The organism is Paraburkholderia atlantica (genome assembly GCF_000092885.1).
GTDB lineage: Bacteria > Pseudomonadota > Gammaproteobacteria > Burkholderiales > Burkholderiaceae > Paraburkholderia > Paraburkholderia atlantica.
In genome coordinates, this window is sequence record NC_014117.1 from 1,547,781 (window position 1) to 1,573,331 (window position 25,551).

21 protein-coding genes and 1 other RNA gene are annotated in these 25,551 nt (G+C 64.6%); 18 read left to right on the forward strand and 4 right to left on the reverse strand.

The annotated features are described in order from the left end of the window. Positions 1–28: 28 nt before the first annotated feature. Together rho and trxA are read right to left on the reverse strand one after the other, a co-directional pair. Complete coding sequence (gene rho, locus BC1002_RS06900) at positions 29–1,297, reverse strand: transcription termination factor Rho (protein WP_008921615.1); 1,269 nt, start codon at positions 1,295–1,297, stop codon at positions 29–31. Positions 1,298–1,584: 287 nt separating this feature from the next. Next, positions 1,585–1,911, reverse strand: coding sequence for a thioredoxin TrxA (gene trxA / locus BC1002_RS06905; protein ID WP_013089343.1), 327 nt, complete (start codon positions 1,909–1,911; stop codon positions 1,585–1,587). Between the two features lie 508 nt (positions 1,912–2,419). On the opposite strand from trxA, the gene ffs reads away from it, so the two are divergent. From ffs to BC1002_RS06940, 8 genes are all read left to right on the forward strand, one after another. Next, positions 2,420–2,518, forward strand: an RNA gene (gene ffs, locus BC1002_RS35640) — signal recognition particle sRNA small type. Positions 2,519–2,701: 183 nt separating this feature from the next. After that, entirely contained in the window at positions 2,702–5,218 is a 2,517-nt protein-coding gene (locus BC1002_RS06910; RefSeq protein WP_013089344.1) for a DNA polymerase III subunit gamma/tau, read from the forward strand. Positions 5,219–5,291: 73 nt separating this feature from the next. Further along, on the forward strand, positions 5,292–5,618 hold the full coding sequence (locus BC1002_RS06915; protein WP_008923976.1) for a YbaB/EbfC family nucleoid-associated protein: 327 nt from the start codon (positions 5,292–5,294) through the stop codon (positions 5,616–5,618). Positions 5,619–5,759: 141 nt separating this feature from the next. Then, on the forward strand, positions 5,760–6,356 hold the full coding sequence (gene recR, locus BC1002_RS06920; protein ID WP_013089345.1) for a recombination mediator RecR: 597 nt from the start codon (positions 5,760–5,762) through the stop codon (positions 6,354–6,356). Positions 6,357–6,510: 154 nt separating this feature from the next. Continuing rightward, a complete protein-coding gene (locus tag BC1002_RS06925; RefSeq protein ID WP_013089346.1) occupies positions 6,511–7,752 on the forward strand; it encodes a CaiB/BaiF CoA transferase family protein in 1,242 nt (413 codons plus the stop codon). A 161-nt stretch (positions 7,753–7,913) separates the two neighbouring features. After that, complete coding sequence (locus tag BC1002_RS06930; RefSeq protein WP_013089347.1) at positions 7,914–8,951, forward strand: ABC transporter substrate-binding protein; 1,038 nt, start codon at positions 7,914–7,916, stop codon at positions 8,949–8,951. Positions 8,952–9,026: 75 nt separating this feature from the next. Beyond that, positions 9,027–9,839 carry an ABC transporter ATP-binding protein gene (locus BC1002_RS06935; protein WP_013089348.1) on the forward strand — a complete coding sequence of 271 codons (813 nt, stop codon included), beginning with the start codon at positions 9,027–9,029 and terminating at the stop codon, positions 9,837–9,839. Positions 9,840–9,912: 73 nt separating this feature from the next. Further along, positions 9,913–10,737 carry an ABC transporter permease gene (locus tag BC1002_RS06940; protein ID WP_013089349.1) on the forward strand — a complete coding sequence of 275 codons (825 nt, stop codon included), beginning with the start codon at positions 9,913–9,915 and terminating at the stop codon, positions 10,735–10,737. A 78-nt stretch (positions 10,738–10,815) separates the two neighbouring features. Here BC1002_RS06940 and BC1002_RS06945 read toward each other — a convergent pair whose 3' ends face one another. Further along, positions 10,816–11,790 (reverse strand): NADPH:quinone oxidoreductase family protein, encoded by a 975-nt coding sequence (locus BC1002_RS06945; RefSeq protein ID WP_013089350.1) that lies wholly within the window; start codon positions 11,788–11,790, stop codon positions 10,816–10,818. Positions 11,791–12,115: 325 nt separating this feature from the next. Here BC1002_RS06945 and surE point away from each other — a divergent pair, with 325 nt between their 5' ends. The 6 genes from surE (at position 12,116) to rlmD (ending at position 18,511) form a co-directional block, all read left to right on the forward strand. After that, a complete protein-coding gene (gene surE, locus BC1002_RS06955; protein WP_013089351.1) occupies positions 12,116–12,874 on the forward strand; it encodes a 5'/3'-nucleotidase SurE in 759 nt (252 codons plus the stop codon). Next, on the forward strand, positions 12,871–14,088 hold the full coding sequence (locus tag BC1002_RS06960) for a protein-L-isoaspartate(D-aspartate) O-methyltransferase (protein WP_013089352.1): 1,218 nt from the start codon (positions 12,871–12,873) through the stop codon (positions 14,086–14,088). Before surE ends, BC1002_RS06960 begins: the two co-directional genes overlap by 4 nt. Before the next feature lie 5 nt (positions 14,089–14,093). Continuing rightward, positions 14,094–15,044, forward strand: a complete 951-nt coding sequence (locus BC1002_RS06965; RefSeq protein WP_013089353.1) for a peptidoglycan DD-metalloendopeptidase family protein — start codon at positions 14,094–14,096, stop codon at positions 15,042–15,044. An 11-nt stretch (positions 15,045–15,055) separates the two neighbouring features. Further along, positions 15,056–16,144 carry an RNA polymerase sigma factor RpoS gene (gene rpoS / locus BC1002_RS06970; RefSeq protein WP_013089354.1) on the forward strand — a complete coding sequence of 363 codons (1,089 nt, stop codon included), beginning with the start codon at positions 15,056–15,058 and terminating at the stop codon, positions 16,142–16,144. Between the two features lie 4 nt (positions 16,145–16,148). Then, positions 16,149–16,925, forward strand: coding sequence for a 3'-5' exonuclease (locus tag BC1002_RS06975; protein ID WP_013089355.1), 777 nt, complete (start codon positions 16,149–16,151; stop codon positions 16,923–16,925). A gap of 155 nt (positions 16,926–17,080) precedes the next feature. Then, on the forward strand, positions 17,081–18,511 hold the full coding sequence (gene rlmD / locus BC1002_RS06980) for a 23S rRNA (uracil(1939)-C(5))-methyltransferase RlmD (RefSeq protein WP_013089356.1): 1,431 nt from the start codon (positions 17,081–17,083) through the stop codon (positions 18,509–18,511). A gap of 93 nt (positions 18,512–18,604) precedes the next feature. On the opposite strand, the gene BC1002_RS06985 is transcribed toward rlmD, so the two are convergent. Then, the gene (locus BC1002_RS06985) at positions 18,605–19,465 is read right to left on the reverse strand and encodes an outer membrane protein assembly factor BamD (protein ID WP_013089357.1); all 861 of its coding nucleotides are present in this window, start codon (positions 19,463–19,465) and stop codon (positions 18,605–18,607) included. Between the two features lie 38 nt (positions 19,466–19,503). Here BC1002_RS06985 and BC1002_RS06990 point away from each other — a divergent pair, with 38 nt between their 5' ends. From BC1002_RS06990 to BC1002_RS07005, 4 genes are all read left to right on the forward strand, one after another. Continuing rightward, positions 19,504–20,754 (forward strand): RluA family pseudouridine synthase, encoded by a 1,251-nt coding sequence (locus BC1002_RS06990; protein ID WP_013089358.1) that lies wholly within the window; start codon positions 19,504–19,506, stop codon positions 20,752–20,754. Next, positions 20,751–21,614 carry a peptidoglycan editing factor PgeF gene (gene pgeF, locus BC1002_RS06995; protein WP_013089359.1) on the forward strand — a complete coding sequence of 288 codons (864 nt, stop codon included), beginning with the start codon at positions 20,751–20,753 and terminating at the stop codon, positions 21,612–21,614. Before BC1002_RS06990 ends, pgeF begins: the two co-directional genes overlap by 4 nt. A gap of 546 nt (positions 21,615–22,160) precedes the next feature. Continuing rightward, the gene (phaC, locus tag BC1002_RS07000; protein WP_013089360.1) at positions 22,161–23,966 is read left to right on the forward strand and encodes a class I poly(R)-hydroxyalkanoic acid synthase; all 1,806 of its coding nucleotides are present in this window, start codon (positions 22,161–22,163) and stop codon (positions 23,964–23,966) included. Between the two features lie 180 nt (positions 23,967–24,146). Then, positions 24,147–25,328 carry an acetyl-CoA C-acetyltransferase gene (locus BC1002_RS07005; protein WP_013089361.1) on the forward strand — a complete coding sequence of 394 codons (1,182 nt, stop codon included), beginning with the start codon at positions 24,147–24,149 and terminating at the stop codon, positions 25,326–25,328. Positions 25,329–25,551: the final 223 nt, after the last annotated feature.

Below are 25,551 nucleotides of genomic sequence, written 5' to 3' on the forward strand. Positions count from 1 at the left end.
CCACTACGGCCAGTCTGAACGTCAGGCGTTAGCTGCCGCCACCACGACGCATCATGTCGAAGAACTCGGAGTTGCTCTTCGTCTGGCGGATCTTATCGAGCAGGAATTCCATCGACTCGACTTCGTCCATGTCGTGAATGAACTTGCGCAGCACCCAGATCTTCTGCAGCACTTCGGGCTTGATCAGCAGCTCTTCGCGGCGCGTGCCCGACTTGTTCAGGTTGATCGACGGGTAGACGCGCTTCTCGGCGAGACGACGCTCAAGGTGCACTTCCATGTTGCCGGTGCCCTTGAATTCTTCGTAGATGACGTCGTCCATGCGGCTGCCGGTTTCGATCAGCGCCGTGCCGATGATGGTCAGCGATCCGCCTTCCTCGATGTTGCGCGCCGCGCCGAAGAAGCGCTTCGGACGCTGCAGCGCGTTTGCGTCGACGCCACCCGTGAGCACCTTGCCGGAGGCCGGCACCACCGTGTTGTAAGCGCGCGCGAGACGCGTGATCGAATCGAGCAGAATCACGACGTCGTTCTTCATTTCGACGAGGCGCTTGGCCTTCTCGATCACCATTTCGGCGACTTGCACGTGACGCGCGGCGGGTTCGTCGAACGTGGAGGCGATCACTTCGCCCGCCACCGAGCGTTGCATTTCCGTCACTTCTTCCGGGCGCTCGTCGATCAGCAGCACGAACAGCACGACGTCGGGATGGTTCTGCTTGATCGCGTGCGCGATGTGCTGAAGCATCACGGTCTTGCCCGACTTCGGCGAGGCGACGAGGAGGCCGCGCTGGCCCTTGCCGATCGGCGCGATCATGTCGATGATGCGGCCCGTCACGTTCTCTTCGCCGCGCATTTCACGTTCGAGCAGCAGCACCTTATTCGGGTGCAGCGGCGTCAGGTTTTCGAACATGATCTTGTGCTTCGAGGCCTCCGGCGGCTGGCCGTTGACCTTGTCCACCTTCACCAGCGCGAAATAGCGCTCGCCGTCTTTCGGCGTGCGCACTTCGCCTTCGATCGTGTCGCCCGTATGCAGATTGAAGCGGCGGATTTGCGACGGGCTGATGTAAATATCATCCGTGCTCGCGAGGTAGGAGGTTTCCGGCGAACGCAAGAAGCCGAAACCGTCGGGCAGCACTTCGAGGGTGCCGTCGCCGAAGATCGTGTCGCCTGCTTTGGCTCGTTTTTTTAGAATGGCGAACATCAATTCCTGCTTGCGCAGGCGGTTCGCGCTTTCGATCTCGAGGCCATTGGCCATCTCGATCAATTGGGACACGTGCAGAGTCTTAAGCTCGGATAAATGCATACGGAGAACCCGCAGGAGAAGGTGCGACGAAATGAAATCTGGGAGGAGGGTGAGCGGAACCGCTCAAAGACTTACACGTCTTTTCGACGTTTTCTGGATTCTAGCATAGCACACGCCAGTTTCCGCCAGTGCGGCGGAGTGGCATCTTTGTCGGAAAGCGTGTTGCCGGCTGACAACACGCTCGACCGGCGGGCGCGGCGGTTTGCATCCACCGATGCACCCGATTCTCTTCTACTGCTCGCGGTGCGCGATGAACCCTCGAGCGCCGCGGCGTGCTTCTGTATGTATTAAAGGTTGCCGTCGAGGAACGCGGTGAGTTGCGACTTCGACAGAGCGCCGACCTTCTGAGCGGCGACGGCGCCATTCTTGAACAGGATCAGCGTGGGGATGCCGCGCACGCCGAACTTGACCGGCGTGGACTGATGCTCGTCGACATTGATCTTCGCGACTTGCAGGCGGTCGGCGTAGTCCTTCGCGACTTCGTCGAGGATCGGCGCGATCATCTTGCAGGGACCGCACCATTCGGCCCAGAAATCGAGCAGCACGGGTTTATCGGATTTCACGACGTCCTGTTCGAACGATGCGTCGCTAATATGCTTAATTTGTTCGCTCATTTATGAATACCTCTGTCGGTTCGAGGCCCGCCTGAATTGCTCGCCACGATACGTCAAAAACCGGGAAAATTTCCGTTCGCTTTGCCGCATCCGGCGACTTGTCGCGCATGCCCGTGAAAATCAGAAAAACCGTCTGAAAAAACGCCGGATTTTTACGGAGCACGCGGAAAGAGTCGCGTCTGCGGGTCTTTCAACTGGCAGTGTAGCTTAATTCGCTATGCGTTGCCGATGGCGATAGTACTCGTTAGCGCAGTGGGGCTAATAGGTCGCCGCCGCGGCGTCGGCCGGGTTCTGCGGCTCACGAACACCGCGTTGTGATCTAAATGGTGGCGGGCGCGGCGAACTCAAGTCCGCTTCGTGGCGGGTGCCGCCGCGGCGGCTAGAAGGCGGTCGGGCGGCATGCAGGAAGCGCGCGTAAACAGTGCGGAGCGTTCGAAGCGGAGCGTCGTTCGCGTTTTGCGCTTCTCAACAGTCGCACAATGCGCGCGGCAATGATAGAATCTTTCGTGACGGGCCTCCTCGCATGGAGGGATGGTCAACCTGGTCAGGTCGGGAACGAAGCAGCCACAGCCGTTTTCCACCAGTGCCGAGGGTCGGGCTCGTCACCTTCCTTTGCTGTTTTCTCCGCCGCCGTTTTCACGGATTCTCCGCGGTCTTTCCTCCACAGTATTCCCCGCTTTCATATTGATCGTTCGCCGTGGTCGCACGGAGCATCGTCGCGGCCGTATCGCGCGTTCGCGCGTCTTGCCGAATCGGTTTTGCGCGCCATTGTTACTGATACAATTTCCGGATGACCTATCAAGTTCTCGCACGCAAATGGCGGCCGAAGGATTTCGCTTCGCTCGTCGGACAGGAGCACGTGGTGCGCGCGCTCACCCATGCGCTCGACGGCGGCCGTCTGCACCATGCCTATTTGTTTACAGGTACGCGCGGCGTCGGCAAGACCACGCTGTCGCGCATCTTCGCGAAGGCGCTCAATTGCGAGACCGGCGTGACGTCGACGCCGTGCGGCGTATGCCGTGCGTGTCGCGAGATCGACGAAGGGCGCTTCGTCGATTACGTCGAGATGGATGCTGCGAGCAATCGCGGCGTCGATGAAATGGCCGCGCTGCTCGAGCGCGCGGTGTACGCGCCCGTCGATGCGCGCTTCAAGGTCTACATGATCGACGAAGTGCATATGCTGACGAACCACGCGTTCAACGCGATGCTGAAGACGCTCGAGGAGCCGCCGCCGCACGTCAAGTTCATTCTCGCGACCACCGACCCGCAGAAGATTCCGGTCACCGTTCTATCGCGCTGTCTGCAGTTCAATCTGAAGCAGATGCCGGCCGGCCACATCGTGTCGCATCTCGAACGCATTCTCGGCGAAGAGAACGTGCCTCACGAGGCGCAGGCGTTGCGCCTGCTCGCGCGCGCGGCCGACGGTTCGATGCGCGACGCGCTATCGCTGACCGATCAGGCGATCGCCTATTCGGCGAACCAGGTCAGCGAAGACGCGGTGCGCGGCATGCTCGGCGCGCTCGACCAAAGCTATCTGATCCGCTTGCTCGACGCGCTCGCGCAGGGCGACGGCGCGGCGGTGCTTGCGGTCGCCGACGAGATGGCCTTGCGCAGCCTGTCGTTTTCGACGGCGTTGCAGGATCTGGCGAGCCTGTTGCATCGGATCGCCTGGGCGCAGTTCGCGCCTTCGTCGGTGCTGGACGAATGGCCTGAAGCGGCCGATCTGCGCCGTTTTGCCGACGCGTTGAGCGCCGAGCAGGTGCAACTGTTCTATCAGATCGCGACGATCGGCCGAAGCGAGCTGGGCCTCGCGCCGGATGAATACGCGGGCTTCACGATGACGCTGCTGCGCATGCTCGCGTTCGAGCCGGCGCCGACAGGCGGCGGTGGTGGCGCGGCGGGAGCCGCTGGCACGCAGGCCGGTGCGCTCGGCGCTGGTGCGCAGCGCTCCGGTGCACCCACGGTTGCCGCGCTGCGCGCGCTGTCGCCTTCGTCCGCGACGGCCATGGCGGCCGCCGCGCCGACTCGCGGACCTCAGGTGGGCGTTGCCGGCGAGGAGCGGGTCGATGCGATGAAATCGACCGCGACGGTTGCAAAGCCGCTCGCGAAGCCCGCAGCCGACACCGCGCGAACTGAAGCAGCGCCGCAATCGCTCGATGCCGAACCCGTGCGCGCGACAGACGCACCGGCTATGACGGCACGTCCGCTGGCACCGTGGGAAGACGCGCCCGCGAGTGATGGCGTCGCCAGTTCGACTGCGCCGGTCTCGAACGAAGCTTCCGACCTCGCATCTGCGTCCGCGGCGAGCGCGCTGGCTCGCGCGGAAGAGGGGAAGTCACCGGAACCGGAAGCGCGGCAGGAATCGACTGCAGCCGCTTCAACGGCGGCACCGGCGGCCTCGGCCGACTCCGCGCCGCGTCGCGCGGGTGGCGCCAGCGCCGCGCTCGACGTGCTGCGCAACGCCGGCATGAAAGTATCGGCCGACCGTGGCCGCGCCAACACGCCCGGCGCTGCGAAGCCGGCCGCGCCGGTCGCCCCGAAACCCGCCGCACCGCGCGTGGTCGTGCCGGTGCCGACGCTCGGTGCGCCGCGCCGCGCGTCGCAAGACACCGGCGCGCAGGCTGCGCCTGCCCGCGACGCCAACAGCGGCGCAAGCAACAACGCGCAACAGAACAGCTCGTCGATCCCACCTTGGGACGACATGCCGCCCGACGACTACATGCCGCTGTCGGCCGCGGACGATGCGTACTTCATGCCGCCAGACGATAACTTCGTGCCGGTGTTCGACAGCGGCCCCGACGACGTCCGCATGGACGGCCCCGCCGCGCAAGCCGCCGCACCGGCGGCGGTCGTCGATACGCGCCCGCTGCCGCCTGTCGTGCCGCTCGATCCGCTCGGTTTCACCGGCGACTGGCCCGCGCTCGCGGTCGATCTGCCGCTGAAGGGTATCTCGTATCAGCTCGCCTTCAACAGCGAACTAATGGCGCTCGAAGGCAATACGCTTAAGCTCAACGTGCCGGTGCCGCAATACGCGGAAGCGTCGCAGGTCGCTAAACTGAAGGCAGCGCTCGTCGAGCGGCTCGGCCAGAACGTCGACGTGCAGGTCGAAGTCGGCCCGGCGCGCCGTACCGCTGCCGCGCACGACGCGAAGCTGCGCGCGCAGCGCCAGCAGGAGGCCGAGCGGGAAATCAGCGCCGATCCGTTCGTGCAGTCGCTGATTCGCGAATTCGGCGCGAGCATCGTGCCGGGCTCGATCCGCCCGATTACCCCGGACGCCGCCCCGAACGGCGCGGCGCCGGCCCACTGATCCATCGTTCGCGGCGCCGTCGCAGCGCGGCGCCGGAATGCCAGATTTCACGCTATCTAGAAGGAGCACGTCCATGATGAAAGGTCAACTCGCCGGGCTGATGAAGCAAGCCCAGCAGATGCAGGAAAACATGAAGAAGATGCAGGAGCAACTCGCGCAGATCGAGGTCGAGGGGCAGTCGGGTGCCGGTCTCGTGAAGGTGACGATGACCTGCAAGAACGACGTGCGCCGCGTATCGATCGACCCGAGCCTGCTCGCCGACGACAAGGACATGCTGGAAGATCTCGTCGCCGCCGCGTTCAACGACGCCGTACGCAAGGCCGAGGCTACCGCGCAGGAAAAGATGGGCGGCATGACCGCCGGCCTGCCGCTGCCGCCGGGCTTCAAGCTGCCGTTCTAAACCTGCTCTGATTGACAGCGGGCTAAAGCGGGTGAGCGCCGCGGCGGTTCATTGCCGCGGTGCGAAAGCGCGCCCTGGTCCGAGCGCCCTCCCGCATCCCGATTCGCCCACCCGAGCACCACCACGTCGACGCCGATCCGCATGAAACAACCTTCCGCCCTGTCGGCGCTCGTCGAAGCGCTGCGCGTGCTGCCCGGTGTCGGGCCGAAGTCCGCGCAGCGCATGGCGTATCACTTGATGCAGCACGATCGCGAAGGCGCCGAAAAGCTCGGCCGCTCGCTGTTGTTCGCGACCGAGCACCTGCGTCACTGCGAAAAGTGCAACACGTTTACCGAAGCGCAGATCTGCGAGGTCTGCCTCGATGAGGAGCGCGATCCGTCGCTGCTGTGCGTCGTCGAGACCCCGGCCGACCAGATCATGCTCGAACAGACGATGACCTATCGCGGCCTCTACTTCGTGCTGATGGGGCGGTTGAGTCCGCTCGACGGCATCGGCCCGAAGGAGATCCATTTCGATCGGCTCGTGAAGCGCGCGTCGGATGGCGTCGTCAAGGAAGTCGTGCTGGCCACCAATTTCACCAACGAAGGCGAGGCCACCGCGCATTACCTCGGACAGACGCTGAAGGCGCGCGGCCTTGCCGTCACGCGTCTCGCGCGCGGCGTGCCGGTGGGCGGCGAGCTCGAATATGTCGACGCCGGTACGATCGCGCGCGCGATGCTCGACCGTCGTTCGATGTAGCCGCGCAGCTTTCGTTGGCCGCCGCGGTACCCGTGAAGCCACGCGTCCTCGCCAGCCACGCAGACCGCGCGCACGGCGATACAAAACAATGCAACCAATTTGCAGGGGACCGGAGTAAGTGCTGGGCACCCACTCTGGCCGACAAAGGAGACTCATGAGCGCCACTCCCGATTCAGGCGCGAGCGCCACACCGCGTGGCGCGCGCGGTCCGCTCGCCGACGTCAAGGTGCTGGAACTGGGCACGCTGATCGCCGGGCCGTTCGCTGCGCGTTTTCTCGGCGAATTCGGCGCCGAGGTCATCAAGATCGAAGACCCCAAAGGCGGCGACCCGCTGCGCAAATGGCGCAAGCTGTACCCGGAGGTCGGCGGTACGTCACTGTGGTGGGCCGTGCAGGCGCGCAACAAGAAGTCCGTCACGATCAACCTGAAAGCCGAAGAGGGCAAAGAGATCGTGCGGCGGCTCGCGAAAGAGGCCGATATCGTCGTCGAAAATTTCCGGCCCGGTCTGCTCGAAAAGCTCGGGCTCGGCTACGACGTGCTGTCCGCCGAGAACCCCGGTCTGGTGATGGTGCGTCTGTCCGGCTACGGCCAGACCGGGCCGTATCGCGACCGGCCCGGTTTCGGCGCGATCGCCGAATCGATGGGCGGTCTGCGCCATATCACCGGCTATCCGGATCTGCCGCCGCCGCGCATCGGTATTTCGATCGGCGATTCCATTGCCGCGCTGCACGGCGTGATCGGCGCGCTGATGGCGCTGCATCACAAGCAGGTGAACGGCGGCAAGGGACAGGTCGTCGACGTCGCGCTGTACGAGGCCGTCTTCAACATGATGGAGAGCGTGGTGCCCGAATACGGCGTCTACGGCATGGTGCGCGAGCGTACCGGCGCGTCGCTGCCGGGCATCGTGCCGTCCAATACGTATCCGTGCCGCGACGGCAGCATCGTGATTGGCGGAAATAGCGATCCGATCTTCAAGCGGCTAATGATCGCGATCGAACGCGACGATCTCGCGAACGATCCAGCGCTCGCGCATAACGACGGCCGCGTGCCGCGCACCCAGGAAATCGACGCCGCGATCGCCGCGTGGCTGTCCACGCGCACGATCGACGAAGCGCTCGCGGTGCTGAACGCGGCCGATGTACCGGTAGGCCGCATCTACAGCGTCGCTGATATGTTCACCGATCCGCAGTTCATCGCGCGGCAGATGATCCAGCGGTTCAAGTGGCAGGACGGCAAGGAAATCACGCTGCCCACGGTTACGCCGAAGCTGTCGGCGACGCCCGGCGAGACTCGCTGGCTAGGGCCGGAATTGGGTGAACATACCGATGAAGTCCTTCAATCACTAGGTTATGATGCTGACGGCATCGCGCGGTTGCGGGCGCAACAGATCGTCTGATGCGCGCAGTGCAACGCATTGAGAAGAGCGCTTAACGCGCGTCGCTGACGTACGATCGGCGCCGCGCGACCGGCAAGCCACCATACCGTGCCCAAGCGCGTGCGCAACGCGCACACGGGCGGTCAAAAGCCGGACTACAAAAAATCTGGAGACAACGGACCATGCAACGCAGAACCTTCCTCGCCGGCGGTGCGGCGCTCGCGGGCGCCTCGCTCGCGGCCACACCGTTCGCTTTCGCGCAGGCCAAACCCGAGACCACCAAGGTCGCCATCGCGGTGGGCGGCAAGAACCTGTTCTACTACCTGCCGCTCACGATCGCCGAGCGCCGCAACTACTTCAAGGACGAAGGGCTCGAAGTCGAGATTTCGGACTTCGCGGGTGGCTCGCAGGCGCTGAAGGCGGCCGTCGGCGGTAGCGCCGACGTGGTCTCCGGCGCGTTCGAACACACGCTGCTGTTGCAGGCGCAAAAGCAGATGTTCCGCGAATTCGTGCTGCAGGGACGCGCGCCGCAGATCGTGCTCGCGGTATCGAAGAAGACGATGCCGAACTTCAAGTCGATCGCCGATCTGAAGGGCAAGAAGATCGGCGTGACGGCGCCGGGTTCGTCGACGTCGATCATGGCGAGCTTCGTGCTCGCGAAAGCGGGGCTCAGTCCGAAGGACGTCGCGTTCATCGGCGTGGGCGCGGGTGCCGGTGCGATCGCCGCGCTGCAGTCCGGGCAGATCGACGCGATCGCCAATCTCGATCCGGTCGTCACGCGCCTCGAGCGCGCCGGCGAGGTGCGCGTGGTGTCGGATACGCGCACGCTCGCCGACACGCACACGGTGTTCGGCGGCGACATGCCGGCGGGCTGCCTGTACGCGTCGCAATCGTTCATCACGAAGAACCCGAACACCACGCAGGCGCTGACCAATGCGATGGTGCGCGCGCTCAAGTGGCTGCAGAACGCGAGCGGCAGCGAACTGATCAACACGGTGCCGGAGAGCTATCTGCTCGGCGACCGCGCGCTCTATCTCGACGCGTGGCAGCACGTGCGCGAAGCGATGTCGCCCGACGGCCTGATGCCCGCCGACGGTCCCGCGACGTCGCTGAAGACGCTGAAAGCGTTCGATCCGATGATCCAGAACGCGCAAATCGATCTGTCGAAGACGTGGACCAACGACTTCGTGAAGAAGGCGCTGACGACCGTCAAGGCATAAACGACGCGGCGCGCGCGGTCTCCAGCGTCGCCGCGACATCTCCCCGCAAACCCGATCCCTGAAGCGAGCCGTACGATGACCGTTGCTGCCCTGGCGCTCGAAAACATCACCTGCACGTTCGCCGCGCGCGACAACCGCGCGCAGCGCTACACAGCGGTCAAAGACACGACGCTGCGTATCGAGCCAGGCGAGTTCGTGTCGGTGGTCGGGCCGACTGGCTGCGGCAAGTCCACGCTGCTGAACATCGGCGCAGGGCTGCTGCAGCCGTCGACGGGCGTGGTCAGCGTGTTCGGCGAGAAGCTCGATGGCCTGAACCGCCGCGCGGGTTACATGTTCCAGGCCGATGCGCTGATGCCGTGGCGCTCGGCGCTCGACAACGTGATGGCCGGCCTGTCGTTTCGCGGTATGTCGGCCTCGGACGCGCGCGCGAAGGCCGAAGAGTGGTTAAAGCGCGTCGGACTCGGCGGCTTCGGCGACCGCTATCCGCATCAGCTGTCGGGCGGCATGCGCAAGCGCGTCGCAATGGCACAAACGCTGATCCTCGATCCCGACATCATCCTGATGGACGAGCCGTTTTCGGCGCTGGATATTCAAACGCGGCAACTGATGGAAAACGAGCTGCTCGACCTCTGGGCCGCGAAGCGCAAGGCCGTGTTGTTCATCACGCACGATCTCGACGAAGCGATCGCGATGTCGGATCGCGTGGTCGTGCTGTCGGCCGGGCCTGCCACGCATCCGATCGGCGAGTTCCGGATCGATCTGCCGCGGCCGCGCGATGTTGCAGAAATCCGCTCGCATCCGCGCTTCGTCGAATTGCACGCGCAGATCTGGGGCGTGCTGCGCGATGAAGTGCTCAAAGGGTATCAGCAGCAACTGACCGCTGTTTAAGCGTGTCGCAGCATCGCTGCATGCGCATTAAAAGAGAAGACGCGTTCAACAATCGTCCAAGGCAAACCAAGTCATGTGGAAGACGTTGCGCCCGAATCGGGCGAATCTGGTGATCTGGCAGTGGCTGCTGCTCGTGCTGTGCTTCGTGCTGTGGTACGTGCTGACGAGTCCGACGCTGGTGCCGCCGTTCTATTTCGACGATCCGAACAAGGCGGCGTTCTTCTTCGGCGAGCCGCAGAAAGTGCTGCAGCGGATCTGGGAGTGGTTCACCGGCGGCGAGATCTATCTGCACCTGTGGATCACGCTCGTCGAGACCGTGCTCGCGTTCGTGTTCGGTACCGCGATCGGGCTCGGCGTCGGCTTGTGGCTCGCGCTCGCGCCGACCGCCAGTGCGCTGTTCGATCCGTACGTGAAGGCCGCGAACTCGATGCCGCGCGTGATTCTCGCGCCGATCTTCGGCGTGTGGTTCGGCCTCGGCATCTGGTCGAAGGTCGCGCTCGGCGTCACGCTGGTGTTCTTCATCGTGTTCTTCAACGTCTACCAGGGCGTGAAGGAAGTGAGCCCGGTCGTGCTCGCGAACGCGCGCATGCTCGGTGCGAACCGCAAACAGCTGCTGCGCTACGTGTATCTGCCGAGCGCGATGAGCTGGGTGTTTTCGAGCCTGCATACGTCGGTGGGGCTGGCGTTCGTCGGCTCGGTGGTGGGCGAGTATCTGGGCTCGGCGCGCGGCGTCGGCTATCTGATCCTGCAGGCCGAAGGCACTTTCGATATCAACACCGTGTTCGCGGGGATTCTGGTGCTGACCGCGTTCGCGCTGATTCTCGACGCGATCGTCGGCATCGCGGAGCGGCGGTTGATGAAGTGGCAACCGCGCAGCGGAGATACCGAGAAGCTGTGAACGTGGATCGCAAGCGGCGCGGCGCCCGAAATCGCCCTCGGGCGCCGCGCCGTTTTTCATGCTGCCTGATTGGTTGCACTACGGCGTGATCACCACCTTGCCGATCACGCGGCGCTCGGCCATATCGCGCAACGCGCGGCCGGTGTCCTCGAGCGAATAGCGGGCCGATACGTAAGGCTTGAGCTTGCCTTCGCGAATCCACCCGGTCATCTGCTCGAATGCCGCGCGGTTGCGCTGCGGCTCACGCTTGGCGAAATCGCCCCAGAACACGCCGACCACGCTCGCACCCTTGAGCAACATCAGGTTCAGCGGCAGCTTCGGAATCTCGCCGTTGGCAAAGCCGACCACCAGATAACGTCCCCGCCAGCCGATGCTGCGAAACGCCGGCTCCGCATAGACGCCGCCGACCGGGTCGTAGATCACGTCCGGGCCTTTGCCGTCGGTGAGCGCCTTGATGCGCTCGCGCAGATCCTCGCTGCTGTAGTTGATCGTCGCGTCGGCGCCGTGCTTGACGCAGGTCGCGAGCTTTTCGTCGCTCGACGCCGCCGCGATCACGCGCGCACCGAGCGCCTTGCCGATTTCGACCGCAGCCAGCCCGACGCCGCCGGCCGCGCCGAGCACGAGCATCGTCTCGCCAGGCTGTAGCGCGCCGCGATCGACCACCGCGTGATGCGAGGTGCCATACGCGAGCGTGAAGGCGGCCGCGAGTTCGAACGACACATCGTCGGCGAGTGGCACGCAGGCAGCGGCGGGTGCGAGCGCCTGCTCCGCGAAACCGCCGGAGCCGGTGAACGCGGCCACGCGCGCACCGGGCTTGAACTGCGTGACGCCTTCGCCAACCGCGCGCACGATGCCCGCAGCTTCCGAGCCCGGCGTGAACGGCAGCGGCGGCTTGAACTGGTATTTGTTCTCGATGATCAGCACATCGGGAAAATTGACGGCTGCGGACTTCACGTCGATCACGACGTGGCCTGGCGGCGGCTCGAGATCCGGCAGGTCGTCGACGACCAGGCTCTCGGGCGGGCCGTATTGCTTGCAGCGAATCGCGCGCATCGTGTCTCCATATCGTTCAGGGTTCGCAAGGGTATCGAGTGTAAAGCAATGCGTACGACCGTACGATTTATTGCGTTGCAGCTTACGACGCGCAGCGCGCTTCGTCGCGCGAGCCGTATTGCATTGCACAGTGCGAAGCATGCACAGGATGCCGATTCATCGACGAACGCGCACGGTCGCGCGATCAATGCAAAGCAGCATCCTGGCGTTCGACACGAGCATCCGCGTACCTGAAAAACACCAGCTCGCACGAAGCTCGTGCACGTCACACCGACACGCCGACCATGTCGTTCGCGTGCCATCTTTCCTCGGTTACAATCGGCGCATGCGAATCCTACTCAGCAACGACGACGGTTATCTGGCGCCGGGCCTCGCCGCGCTTTACGAAGCGCTGAAGCCGATCGCCGACGTCACCGTGATGGCTCCCGAACAGAACTGCAGCGCCGCGTCGAATTCCCTGACGCTGTGGCGGCCGCTCTCGGTCCTGCGTTCGGCGAACGGTTTCTACTACGTGAACGGCACGCCGACCGACTCGGTGCACATCGCACTGACCGGCATGCTCGACCATACACCGGACCTTGTCGTGTCGGGTATCAACAACGGCCAGAACATGGGCGACGACACGCTGTATTCCGGCACTGTCGCGGCCGCCACCGAAGGCATCATGTTCGGCGTGCCGGCCATCGCGTTTTCGCTGGTCGACAAGGACTGGGTGCATCTCGAAGACGCGGCGCGGGTTGCCGCCGAAATCGTCGCGCATTATCTCGAGCGGCCGTTGCCGGGACATCCGCTGCTGAACGTCAATATTCCTAACCTGCCGTATGACCAACTGCGCGGCTGGGAGATCACGCGACTCGGCAAACGTCATCCGTCGCAGCCGGTGATCCGCCAAACCAATCCGCGCGGCGAACCGATCTACTGGATCGGCGCCTCGGGCCAGGCGCGCGACGCGAGCGAAGGCACGGACTTCCACGCGGTCGCGAACGGCGCCGTGTCGATCACGCCGCTGCAGCTCGATCTGACCTACACGCAAATGCTGCCCGCGGCGCGCGACTGGCTACGCGCCGGGAGCGGCAGTTCATGACCGGCGAGCGCGCGAAGCGCTTTCCGCTTGGTCTCGAGGACCTGGTGCGCGAGCCGCGCCGGCACGAGGGACGTCCGGGAGAGATGCGCGCGGCGGCGCTCGCGGCGAGCGCGGCGTTGAATGCGAGGCAGCAGTCGGCGAAACCGACGCAGGGCGGCGCGGCCGCACGAGCGCAAGCGAGGACTTCCGCTGCTGCTCAAGCAACGTCAACGTCTGCGACGCGACCCCAGGTAATTCCCCAGGCGAAGACGCAAAGCGGAACGTTGGGCACGCCAATGGGAACCACCGGCGCGATGCCGCCGAAGCCGCAGGCCGCGCCCGTCCCAAAGACAACGGTCAACTCGCTGGCTGGCTCATTGGCGGGGCAGCCTGTCAAGCAAACACCGAAGTCGTCGGTCAAGCCAGGCAAAACCTCGACGCATGCGTCTGCACACGGCGCACGCCCGACACCATCACCACTTCAGTCGCAACTGCAGCAAAGCGCGAAACCCGCGTCGAACGCCGTGCTAGCCGGTGCGATGAGCGGCGCATCCGGCGGCGCAAGCAGCGGCGCGATGAACAACGCTCTCGCGCTGACCTCGGAACGGGTTCGCGAACGCATGGTCGAACGCCTGCGAGCCAATGGCGTCAGCGACCAGCGTGTATTGAACGCAATGGCGGCGGTGCCGCGCCACATGTTCGTCGATCCGGGTCTTGCGGCCCAGGCGTACGAAGATGCCGCGTTGCCGATCGGTCATCACCAGACCATCTCGAAGCCGTCGGTGGTCGCGCGAATGATCGAACTCGCGGCGGCCGGGCGCGCGCTGAACACGGTGCTCGAAATCGGCACCGGTTGCGGCTATCAGGCGGCGGTGCTCAGCCAGGTCGCGCGCGAGGTTTATTCGATTGAACGCATCAAGCCGCTGTTCGAGCGCGCGAAGACGAATCTGCGTCCGCTGCGCATTCCGAATATCCGGCTGCATTACGGCGACGGGCGGCTCGGTTTGCCGTCGGCGGCGCCGTTCGACGCGATCGTGATCGCGGCGGCCGGCCTCGACGTTCCACAGGCATTGCTCGAGCAGCTTGCGATCGGCGGACGTCTGGTTGCGCCGGTCGGCTCGCAGGAAGGACAGAGCCAGGTGCTGACGCTGGTCGAGCGCCTCGGGCCCGCGCAATGGCGCGAGTCGCGGCTTGATCGCGTTTTCTTTGTACCCTTAAAATCCGGAGTGATTTGACACCGATGAGTATGTTGCGCGCGATGCAGAGAACCACCCCGAATACCCCCTTGACCGTAACCCAGCGCAGCGTGTGCGTGCTCGCCTTGTCCCTGTTGATGACGGCCTGTGCATCCCGGCTCGACCAGGCGCCCGTCGTCGACCGCTCCGGCGGCGGCGTCCTCTCCACCGCGCAGGGCGCGGCCCAACCGGCGGTGCCGCTCGGCCCGCCGCCGCCTGGTTACTATCGCGTGAAGCCGGGCGATACGCTGTACCGCATTGCGCTCGAAAACGGCCAGAATTACCGCGACATCTCGACGTGGAACAACCTGACCAATCCGAATCAGATCGAAGTCGACCAGCTGCTGCGCGTCGTGCCGCCGGGCGCGAATACCGCGGCCCTGACGCCGGGCGTGTCGACCGCGCCGATCGGCAACACGGGCGCGGCGCAAAGTGCACCGCTGAACAACAACGCGCCGGCCGCGGTCGGCGCCGCGATGCCGCCGCTCTACGGCGGCGCGACGAACGGAACGCCCGCAAATGGTGCGGTAGCTGCGCCTCCGGCCAATTCCTCTGCGGCGAACGCCGAGCTCGGCAGCGCGGCGGCCGGCAACGTAGCATTTGCATGGCCGGTGCGCGGTCCGTTGCTCAACACCTTCAACGACTCGACCAACAAGGGCGTCAATATCGGCGGTTCCGCGGGCGAGCCGGTTAAAGCGTCGGCCGATGGTCGCGTCGTTTATGCCGGAAATGGGCTGCGTGGTTACGGCAATCTCATTATCATCAAGCATGATGCAACTTATCTCACCGCGTATGCACACAACCGCGCTTTGATGGTAAAAGAGGGGGACGCGGTAACGAAAGGGCAGAAGATCGCTGAGATGGGCAATAGCGATTCCGACCGCGTGATGTTGCATTTCGAAGTTCGCCGACAGGGTAAACCAGTCGACCCACTGAAGTATTTGCCGCCGCAATAAGCGATACGACCATGCCGAAATCGAAGCGCCGCCCGCCGCAAGCCGAGTCTGAGACGATCAGCGAAGTCACGTCCGCCGCAGTGGACGAAAGCGGCGCTTCGGAAGTGGAAGAGGAGATCGCCGAGGAGCGCGATCTCGACGAACGCCAGGGCGGCCTCGACGACAGCGAGGGCGCCGACGCGCGCGAAAGCACTGGCGACGCGCTGCCCGACGCCGACGACTTCCGCGCACTGCTGCAGGCCGAACTCACGGCCGACACGATCCAGCATTATCTAAACCGCATCAGCGTGAAGCCGCTGCTCACCGTCGAGGAAGAGCAGAAATATTCGCGGCTTGCCAAGGCCGGCGAGTTCGAAGCGCGGCAGGTGATGATTGAGCGCAATCTGCGGCTGGTCGTCAGCATTGCCAAGGGTTATCTGAATCGCGGCGTGCCGCTGCTCGATCTGATCGAGGAGGGTAATCTCGGCCTGATGCACGCAATCGAAAAATTCGATCCGACGCGCGGCTTCCGTTTTTCGACTTACGCGACCTGGTGGATCCGCCAGAGCATCGAGCGCGCGATCATGAACCAGGCGCGCACCGTGCGCTTACCGGTGCATGTGATTCGTGAGCTGAACCAGGTGTTGCGCGCGAAGCGCCATTTGGAAAAGAACTCGATGAATTCGGGCGAAGCGGCCGAGCGCCGCGACGCAAGCATCGACGACATCGCCTATCTGACCGGCAAGACCACCGACGAAGTCACCGACATCCTCGCGCTGAACGAGCACACCGCGTCGCTCGACGCGCCGCTCGACCTCGATCCGGCGAGCAGTCTGCTGGATCTGCTGTCGGACGACCAGAGCCAGTCGCCAGACGCCGAGGTGCAACATCGCGAGCTCGAAACGCTGACGCGCGCATGGCTCGCGCGTTTGTCGGACAAGCACCGCCACGTGATCGAGCGGCGCTTCGGTCTGAATCATATCGAGCCCGCCACGCTCGAGGAGCTGGCTGACGAAATGGGCCTCACGCGCGAGCGTGTGCGCCAGATCCAACAGGAAGCGCTGGTGCGGCTCAAGCGCTTCTTCGCCTCAAACGGTGTCCGCAAAGACGCCGTTCTCTGACCTGATGACACCGATTCTTGTTTTCGACATCGAGACGATTCCCGATGTCGCCGGCATCCGCCGTCTTGAGGATTTGCCGGCGTCGATGAGCGACGCCGACGTCGCCGAGCACGCGTTCGCCGCCCGCCGCGAAAAAACCGGCAGCGATTTTCTGCCACATCACCTGCAAAGGATCGCGGCGATTTCCTGCGTGTTTCGCGACAACAACGGTTTTCGTGTGCGCTCGCTCGGCACGCCCGAGGACGGCGAGGCGACGCTCGTGCAGTCGTTCTATCGCGTGATCGAAAAATACACGCCGCAGCTCGTGTCGTGGAACGGCGGCGGATTCGACCTGCCGGTGCTCAACTATCGCGCGCTCGTCAACGGCATCCCCGCCTACCGGTTCTGGGATCTCGGCGAGGACGACCGCGACTTCAAGTGGAACAACTACATCAGCCGCTACCACGCGCGCCACACCGACCTGATGGATGTGCTCGCGATGTACCAGGCGCGCGCGAATGCGCCGCTCGACGCGCTCGCGAAGATGTGCGGCTTTCCGGGCAAGATGGGCATGGACGGCAGTCAGGTGTGGCAGGCGTTCCAGCAAGGGCGCATCGAGGAAATCCGCAACTACTGCGAAACCGACGTCGTCAATACGTACCTGCTGTATTGCCGCTTCCAGCTGATGCGCGGCGGCTTTTCGCCGTCGGAGTATGCTGATGAGATCAACCTCGTGAAGAACGCGCTCGCGCTCGAAACCGCGCCGCAGTGGGCCGAGTATCTGGCGGCGTTCGAGCAGTAAGGGCGCGCGAGTAGGGCGTCCGCCGGGGCGCCGCCCGGCGACTCGGGCGCGCGATCCGCACACGCTCCCTACGTCAAGCACACCGCGCCACAGGCAAGCCCGGCGCTTCGTCTACAATCTCCCCTTTACCCCATAGTTTGTCAGGAAGTCCGCAGGTGTCCCGAACTGCCCCCCAACGTCGCTCGCCGCGGCGCTCATCGAAGCATGCCAGGGCGCACGCCCCAGCGCCGGCGCCCGTCATTACCGGCAACGAACCGGTCATCGAAATCGTTTCGCTCGATATGGAAGCGCGCGGCGTGGGCCGCACCGCGAGCGAAGACGGCACGCCAGGCAAGGTCGTGTTCGTCGAAGGCGCACTGCCGGGTGAACTCGTCAGTTATTCGACGCATCGCAGCAAGCCGAAATACGAGCAGGCCGAAGTCGTGCAGGTGTTCCGCGAAAGCGTGATCCGCACGACGCCGAAATGCACGTACTTCAACATCTGCGGCGGCTGCTCGATGCAGCATCTCGACATGCGCGCGCAGGTGGCGGTCAAGCAGCGTGTGCTCGAGGACAACCTGCAGCATCTGGCGAAGCTGCGCCCCGAAACGGTGTTCCGGCCGCTTCACGGGCCGTCCTGGGGTTATCGCTATCGCGCGCGGCTCGCGGTGCGCTATCTGCCGGAGAAGGGCGGCATGCGCATCGGCTTTCACGAGAAGAAGAGCAGCTATATCGCCGACATGAAGACCTGCGAGGTGCTGCCGCCGCATGTGTCGGCGATGCTGATGCCGCTGCGCTTCATGGTCCGCAAGCTGTCGATCTACGACCGTATGCCGCAGCTCGAGCTCGCGGTCGGCTCGTCGGTCACGGCGCTCGTCGTGCGCAACCTCGAACCGCTGACGGCGGAGGACGAGCAGGTGCTGCGCAAGTTCGCGGACGAGCACAACGTGCAGTTCTGGATCCAGCCTGGCGGTCCCGACACGGTCACGCCGCTTTATCCGCTCGACGTGCAGCTCGACTACACGCTGCCGGAATACGGCATCCGCATGCCTTTCAAACCCACTGATTTCACCCAGGTCAATCACGCGATCAATCGTGTGCTGGTGAGCCGCGCGTTGCGGCTGCTGGCGCCGGCACGCACCGACCGCGTGCTCGACCTGTTCTGCGGGATCGGCAATTTCACGCTGCCGCTCGCGCGCATCTCGCGGGAAGTGGTCGGCATCGAAGGCAGCGAAGTGCTGACCCAGCGCGCGCTCGCGAACGCGGAACTGAATGGCGTCGCCGGCCATACGTCGTTCGCGTGCCGCAACCTGTTCGAAGTGACCGCCGACGACCTGCGCGCGCTCGGCCACTTCGACAAGTTCCTGGTCGACCCGCCGCGCGAAGGCGCGCTCGCGATCGCGAAGGCGCTCGCGGAGATCGCGCAAAGCGGCAACGGGCCGCTGCCGAAGCGCATCGTCTACGTGTCGTGCGCGCCGGCCACGCTCGCGCGCGATGCCGGGCTGCTCGTGCATGAGGCCGGCTATCGGCTGGTGGGCGCGGGCGTCGTCAATATGTTCCCGCATACGTCGCACGTGGAATCGATTGCGCTGTTCGAGCGCGATTGAGTCTCGCGGCGAGCAGAAACGAAAACGCCACGACCGAGGTCGTGGCGTTTTCGTTTTCAGACGACGGTCAGTGTGCCGTCCGCGCGTGAGGCGTCAGAACTGCCACCACGACTTCGCCGTGCCGGGCCGTGCGTGGCCGGTCACGTACGGGCTGTCGGGGAAAGTGCCGGCCAGTACGCGACGCGTGTCGTCAGCGAGTTGCTGGTTGTTCAGCTTCTCGTACGACAGAATCATGATGTGCAGCGCATCTTCGATGGCCGGCGCGTTCTTGTACTCGCGCAAGGCGAGCTGCGCGCGGTTGATCGCGGCGACATAGGCGCCGCGCCGATAGTAGTAGTCCGCCGCGTGGACTTCATGCGATGCCAGCGCATTCACGATGTAGCGCATGCGCTGCGCGGCGTCCGGCGCGTACTTGCTGTTCGGGAAGCGGTCCACCACGACCTTGAACGCGTCATACGACTCGCGCAGCGACTTCGGATCGCGCTCGCTCATATCCTGGCCCGAGAAGCGGCCGAACAGACCGAGGTCGTCGTTGAAGTGGATCATGCCCTTCAGGTAATACGCGTAGGCGATGTCCGGGTGATCCGGGTGCAGCTGGATGAAGCGGTCGATGGCCTGGTCGGCAGCGGCGTTTTCGTTGTCTTTCCAGTTGCAGTACGCGACGTTGATCTGCGCCTGCTGGGCAAAGTGGCCGAACGGGTCACGGCCCTCGAGCAGCTCGAAATACTTCGCGCACTTGCCCCAGTCACCACCGGTCAGGGCGTCGTTCGCCTCCGTATATAATTTGTTGTTGTTCCACGTTGCCGTTTCATCGGTCTTCTCCGGCAGGCCGTGGCAAGCCGCAACAGCGACGACGGCCGCGGCGCACGCAATGTATCCGGCCACTTTCCGGGCCGCCTTCTTGATGGCCGCCAAATTGATCGCCGCTTCAGTGATGGTGTTCAAGGCTCGCATTTTCCAGTCTAGCTTTACGTCCAGGTGACCCAGATTCAATGACCCGCTCAAATACTCCAGGCACCGCAGGCGCCGGGAATGGCAACGAAGATTATAGCGTAAGCGCCGATCCGGCCGACGCGTTGGGCGTCGATTCCCTCGATGACGATTTCGCCGGCGACGCGCTCGCCGCGAGCGGTCCGCAAGGCTTCGCGGCCACGGCGGCGCCCGTGCCCGTGCGCGCGGCCGGCGAAGCGCCGCGCCGCGTCGTGGTACCCAACGAACTGGCCGGCGAGCGCCTCGACAAGGTGCTCGCCAAAGTATTCCCCGAGTTCTCGCGCAGCCGTCTGCAAAGCTGGATCGAGGCGCAGCGGGTGCGCGTCGACGGCAAGCCGGCGAAGATCCGCCAGCCGGTGCCGCTCGGCGCCACGATCGAGCTCGTGCCCGATCTGCTGCCCGAGCAGCTCGCGTTCACGCCCGAACCGGTGCCGCTCGAGATCGTCTACGAGGACGACACGCTGGTCGTCATCAACAAGCCGGCCGGCATGGTCGTGCATCCGGCTGCCGGCAATTGGAGCGGCACCGTGCTGAACGGACTGCTGCACCGCTATGGCGAGACAGCGGCGGGTCTGCCGCGCGCGGGCATCGTGCATCGGCTCGACAAGGAGACCTCGGGGCTGATGGTGGTCGCGCGCACGCTCGAGGCGCAGACCGACCTCGTGCGTCAGTTGCAGGCGCGCACGGTCAAGCGCCGCTACCTCGCGCTGGTGTGGGGCAACATGCCCGACGAAGGCACGATCGACGCGCCGATCGGCCGCGACCCGCGCGAGCGCACGCGCATGGCCGTGGTCACGGGCGCGGCCGGCAAGCCGGCGCGCACGCATTTCCGGCGCGTGGCCTCGGCGATCTGGCAGCGTCAGCCGGTCACGGCGATCCACTGCGATCTGGAGACCGGGCGCACGCATCAGATTCGCGTGCATTGCGCACATATCGGTCATCCGCTGCTCGGCGACCCCGTCTACGGACGCGCGCGCGGCAAGCGCTCGGTCACGCCGCTGCCGGACGGCTTCGCGCGCCAGGCGCTGCACGCGTGGCGGCTCGGCCTGATCCATCCGAAGACCGGCCGCTCGATGCAATGGCGCGCCGATGTGCCGGCCGACATCGAGGCATTGTCTGCCGCGCTCGGTCTGGGTCGCGACGACGCGGGCGAGTTCGACGACGCGTATGACGAGGACGAGGACTACGATGCATCGTTCGACGACGGCGCGTACGATGAAGACAGCGACCACGACGAGGACGATCACGCATGAGCGCCAATCTGCCGGAGCTGGGTTTTGCCGATGTCGTGCAACCCGCATGGAACGTATCGCCGCGCGTGCGCGCGCTCGTCACCACGCGCGACGGCGGCGTCAGCGACGCGCCGTTCGGCCGCTGGCGCGACGGCGCTGACCAGCCCGGCGGGCTTAATTTGGGCATGAAGACCGGCGACGATCCTGCTGCGGTCGCGAGCAACCGCGCACGGCTCGTCGCGCTTACCCGCGTTCGCGAGGCCGCGTGGCTCGAACAGATCCACGGCGCCGGCATCGTGCGCGCCGAGGATGCGCTCGCGCACGCGCGCGAGCATGGCGCGCCGGCGCGCGCGGACGCGAGCGTGACCGATCGCGCGGGCATCGCGTGCGTCGTGATGGTGGCCGATTGCATGCCGGTGCTGTTGTGCGACAAAGCGGGGCGCGCGGTTGGCGCCGCGCATGCCGGCTGGCGCGGTCTCGCGGCGGGCATCGTCGAGCAGACCGCCGCGCGCGTCGCGGCGTTGGCGGGCGTGCCGGCGAGCGAGTTGCATGCGTACCTCGGACCGTCGATCGGACCCGACGCATTCGAAGTCGGCGCAGACGTGCGTGACGCTTTCATGACTGATGTCGACGGTGCACAACGCGATGCGACCGCGAAGGCGTTCGTCGCACATCCCGGGAATGCCGGCAAATATCTCGCCGATCTGCCAGCGCTCGCGCGTTTGCGTCTCCAGCGGCTCGGGCTTACGCGTATCAGCGGCGGCGATCTGTGCACGGTCACGCTGCGCGAACGTTTTTATTCGTATCGCCGTGACCGCGAAACCGGCCGTATGGCTGCGTGGATCTGGATTGACGAACAGGCGCAATCCATTGCCGATTAATTCCGGGTAGCGCGAGCATCTCGTCATACTTTTAAAATCGAACGGCGGTTTATTTCGCGCGAATGCGCACCGGTTCAAACACCTTTTTTGTTGCGCTGCCGGAAGACGGTCTAATAGCGCGAATCGCCCGCCTGCTCTGTGCCCGACCGAACGAATAAATATGCTTAAGTACCATGCGCCGTAGGACTTTTTTCGATTTGCGTGCGGCGTGGAACGTTTGATTCGCAAAAGCGCGATTTGCCATACAGGGAAAACGATAATTAAAAAAATATCGCACTGCGGCAAAATCGGGAGCAAGCATTGACATGCCTTGTGATGGGGAGCAAGAATGTTCCTTCTAAGCTCCTCCTCGTTCATGGGACAGGGTGTGACGAAGTCGCGAGCAATCGCTCCGTGCGCACGAACCTGCCTCTCAACCCGTCCGCAAGGACTTACCGGTCAAAAGCAGGCATGGCAGCATCTCATTCCTCAGCTTCCCCCAGCACGGACTCCTCGAAGGAGCAGACGCAGCAGGCCGGTACCAGCGGTGCATCGTCAGCCGCAGGCATGCAGCAATTTCTCGACGCCTGGATGAACGCCTGGCGTTCGTTCGGCGCTCAGCCCAACGGCGCGGCATTCCAGATACCTTCAATGCCGCAGATGCCGGACCTTGCGCAGATCACGGCGGGCTTTCCGCAAATCCCGGGATTTCCCGGCATGCCCGACTTCAGCAAGCTGGCCGCCGGCGCGCTGCCGGGGCTGAGCATTCCCACCGCCGCAATTCCGCCCGAGCGTTTGCAGAAGCTGCAGACCGACTATTCGCGCGAGGCGATGGAACTGATCCAGCAGGCCACCACGTCGGCGATCAAGGCGCCCGAACTCAAGGACCGGCGCTTTAGCGCGGACGCCTGGAGCCAGGCGCCGGCCTACGCGTTCACCGCCGCGTGGTATCTGCTGAATGCGCGCTATCTGCAGCAGATGGTCGACGCGCTCGACACCCAGCCGAAAACACGCGAGCGCATTCGCTTCGCAGTCCAGCAGTGGACCGCGGCGGCCTCGCCGAGCAACTTCTTCGCACTGAATCCGGAAGCGCAGAAAACGCTGCTCGACAGCAAGGGCGAGAGCCTGCGCCAGGGCGTGATGAACCTGCTCGGCGACATGCAGCGCGGCAAGATTTCCCAAACCGACGAATCGCGTTTCACAGTCGGCGAGAACCTCGCGAACACCGAAGGCTCGGTCGTGTTCGAGAACGATCTGCTGCAGCTGATTCAGTACAAGCCGCGTACGGCGACCGTGCGCGAGCGGCCGCTCCTGATCGTGCCGCCGTGCATCAACAAGTACTACATCCTCGACCTGCAGCCCGAAAATTCGCTGGTCGCGCACGCGCTCGATTCGGGCCACCAGGTGTTCCTGATTTCGTGGCGCAACGCCGATCAGTCGATTGCGCACAAGACGTGGGACGACTACATCGGCGAAGGCGTGCTCACTTCGATCGACACCGTGCGCCAGATCAGCGGCCGCGAACAGATCAATACGCTCGGTTTCTGCATCGGCGGCACATTGCTCGCCACCGCGCTGGCGGTGGCCGCTGCGCGCGGCGAACATCCGGCCGCGTCGATGACGCTACTCACCGCGATGCTCGACTTCTCCGACACGGGCGTGCTCGACGTGTTCGTCGACGAGGCGCACGTACAGATGCGCGAGCAGACCATCGGTGGCAAGAACGGTGCGCCGCCGGGACTGATGCGCGGCATTGAATTCGCGAACACGTTCTCGTTCCTGCGTCCGAACGACCTCGTGTGGAACTACGTCGTCGACAACTACCTGAAGGGCCGCACGCCGGTGCCGTTCGACCTGCTGTACTGGAACAGCGACTCGACCAGTGTGCCGGGTCCGATGTACGTCTGGTATCTGCGCAACACGTATCTCGAGAACAAGCTGCGCGAGCCGGGTGCGCTCACCACCTGCGGCGAGCCGATCGATCTGTCGAAGATCGACGTGCCGACCTTCATCTACGGTTCGCGCGAAGACCATATCGTGCCGTGGCAAACCGCGTACGCGTCGGCGCCGCTGCTTACTGGACCGCTGAAGTTCGTGCTCGGCGCGTCGGGTCATATCGCTGGCGTGATCAATCCGCCCGCGAAGAAAAAGCGTAGTTTCTGGAAGCTCGAGAGCGACGCGAAGACGCTCCCCGAAAGCGCGGACGAATGGTTCGACGCGGCGACGGAAGTGCCCGGCAGCTGGTGGCCCGAATGGACCGAGTGGCTCGATCAGTACGGCGGCAAGAAGGTGAAGCCGCGCGCCACGCTGGGCTCCGACGAATTCCCGGTCATCGAGCCGGCGCCGGGCCGCTACGTGCGGCAACGGGAGTAGGTTTCACGCACAGGTTCGACGCGCGCGTCCGAAGTTGCTGCGCGCTCGGCCGGTGCATAGGTGTTTGGCAGGTGAATGAGCGTCTGGTTGATGAAGGCGTGAGAGCAACGCAAGTTGCAACGCAATTTTTAACGTAACGGGCTGCGGCGCAGTTTGCCGGGATGCCCTGAGGATATGGAAATGACTGATGTTGTGATCGTATCGGCCGCTCGTACTGCAGTGGGCAAGTTTGGTGGGTCGCTGGCGAAGGTTGCCGCACCTGAACTCGGAGCGATCGCGGTGCGCGCCGTACTCGAACGGGCAGGCGTGAAGCCGGAACAGGTGAGCGAAGTTATTCTGGGCCAGGTGCTGACGGCGGGCTCCGGTCAGAACCCCGCGCGTCAGGCGCTGATCAAGGCGGGTTTGCCGTCGGCCGTGCCGGGCATGACGATCAACAAGGTTTGCGGCTCCGGTCTGAAGGCCGTGATGCTCGCGGCCAACGCGATCATCGCCGGTGATGCGGACATCGTCGTCGCAGGCGGCCAGGAAAACATGAGCGCCGCGCCGCACGTGTTGCCGGGTTCGCGCGATGGTTTCCGCATGGGCGACGCGAAGCTGATCGACTCGATGATCGTCGACGGCCTGTGGGATGTGTACAACCAGTACCACATGGGCGTGACGGCTGAGAACGTCGCGAAGGAACACGGCATCACGCGCGAACAGCAGGACGCGTTCGCGGCGCTGTCGCAGAACAAGGCGGAAGCCGCGCAGAAGTCAGGGCGCTTCAACGACGAAATCGTGCCGGTCGAGATTCCGCAACGCAAGGGCGAGCCGCTGCGCTTCGCCACCGACGAATTCGTGCGTCATGGCGTGACGGCCGAATCGCTCGCGGGCCTGAAGCCGGCGTTCTCGAAGGAAGGCACGGTCACGGCGGCGAATGCGTCGGGCCTGAACGACGGCGCGGCCGCGGTGCTCGTGATGTCGCTGAAAAAAGCGGAAGCCCTCGGCCTCACGCCGCTCGCGCGCATCAAGGCGTACGCGAACGCGGGTGTCGATCCGAAGGTGATGGGCATGGGCCCGGTGCCGGCTTCACGCCGCTGCCTCGAGCGCGCGGGCTGGACGCCGGCCGACCTCGACCTGATGGAAATCAACGAAGCGTTTGCCGCACAGGCGCTCGCCGTGCACAAGCAGATGGGCTGGGACACGTCGAAGGTCAACGTGAACGGCGGTGCGATCGCGATCGGCCATCCGATCGGCGCGTCCGGCTGCCGGATTCTCGTTACGCTGCTGCACGAAATGCAGAAGCGCGATGCGAAGAAGGGTCTGGCGTCGTTGTGTATCGGCGGCGGCATGGGTGTCGCGCTCGCGGTCGAGCGAGTTTAAAGTACGCTGGGTACGCCGCGCGCGATCGCGACCGTTCACGCGCGGCCTTCGCCGGCACAGGCGTCTGGCCGCGCCGCACGCCAACTGGCGGTGCGGCGCGCTGCAACAGGTGACTCGTGCCGGCAGCGCGCGTTGCCAGACGGTCGCCCGGCGGCAACGTGAACCAGTATCAGGCGAGGCACGAGGCCGCCGGCAGGCGCCTCGACAACGATAACGGAGTGTG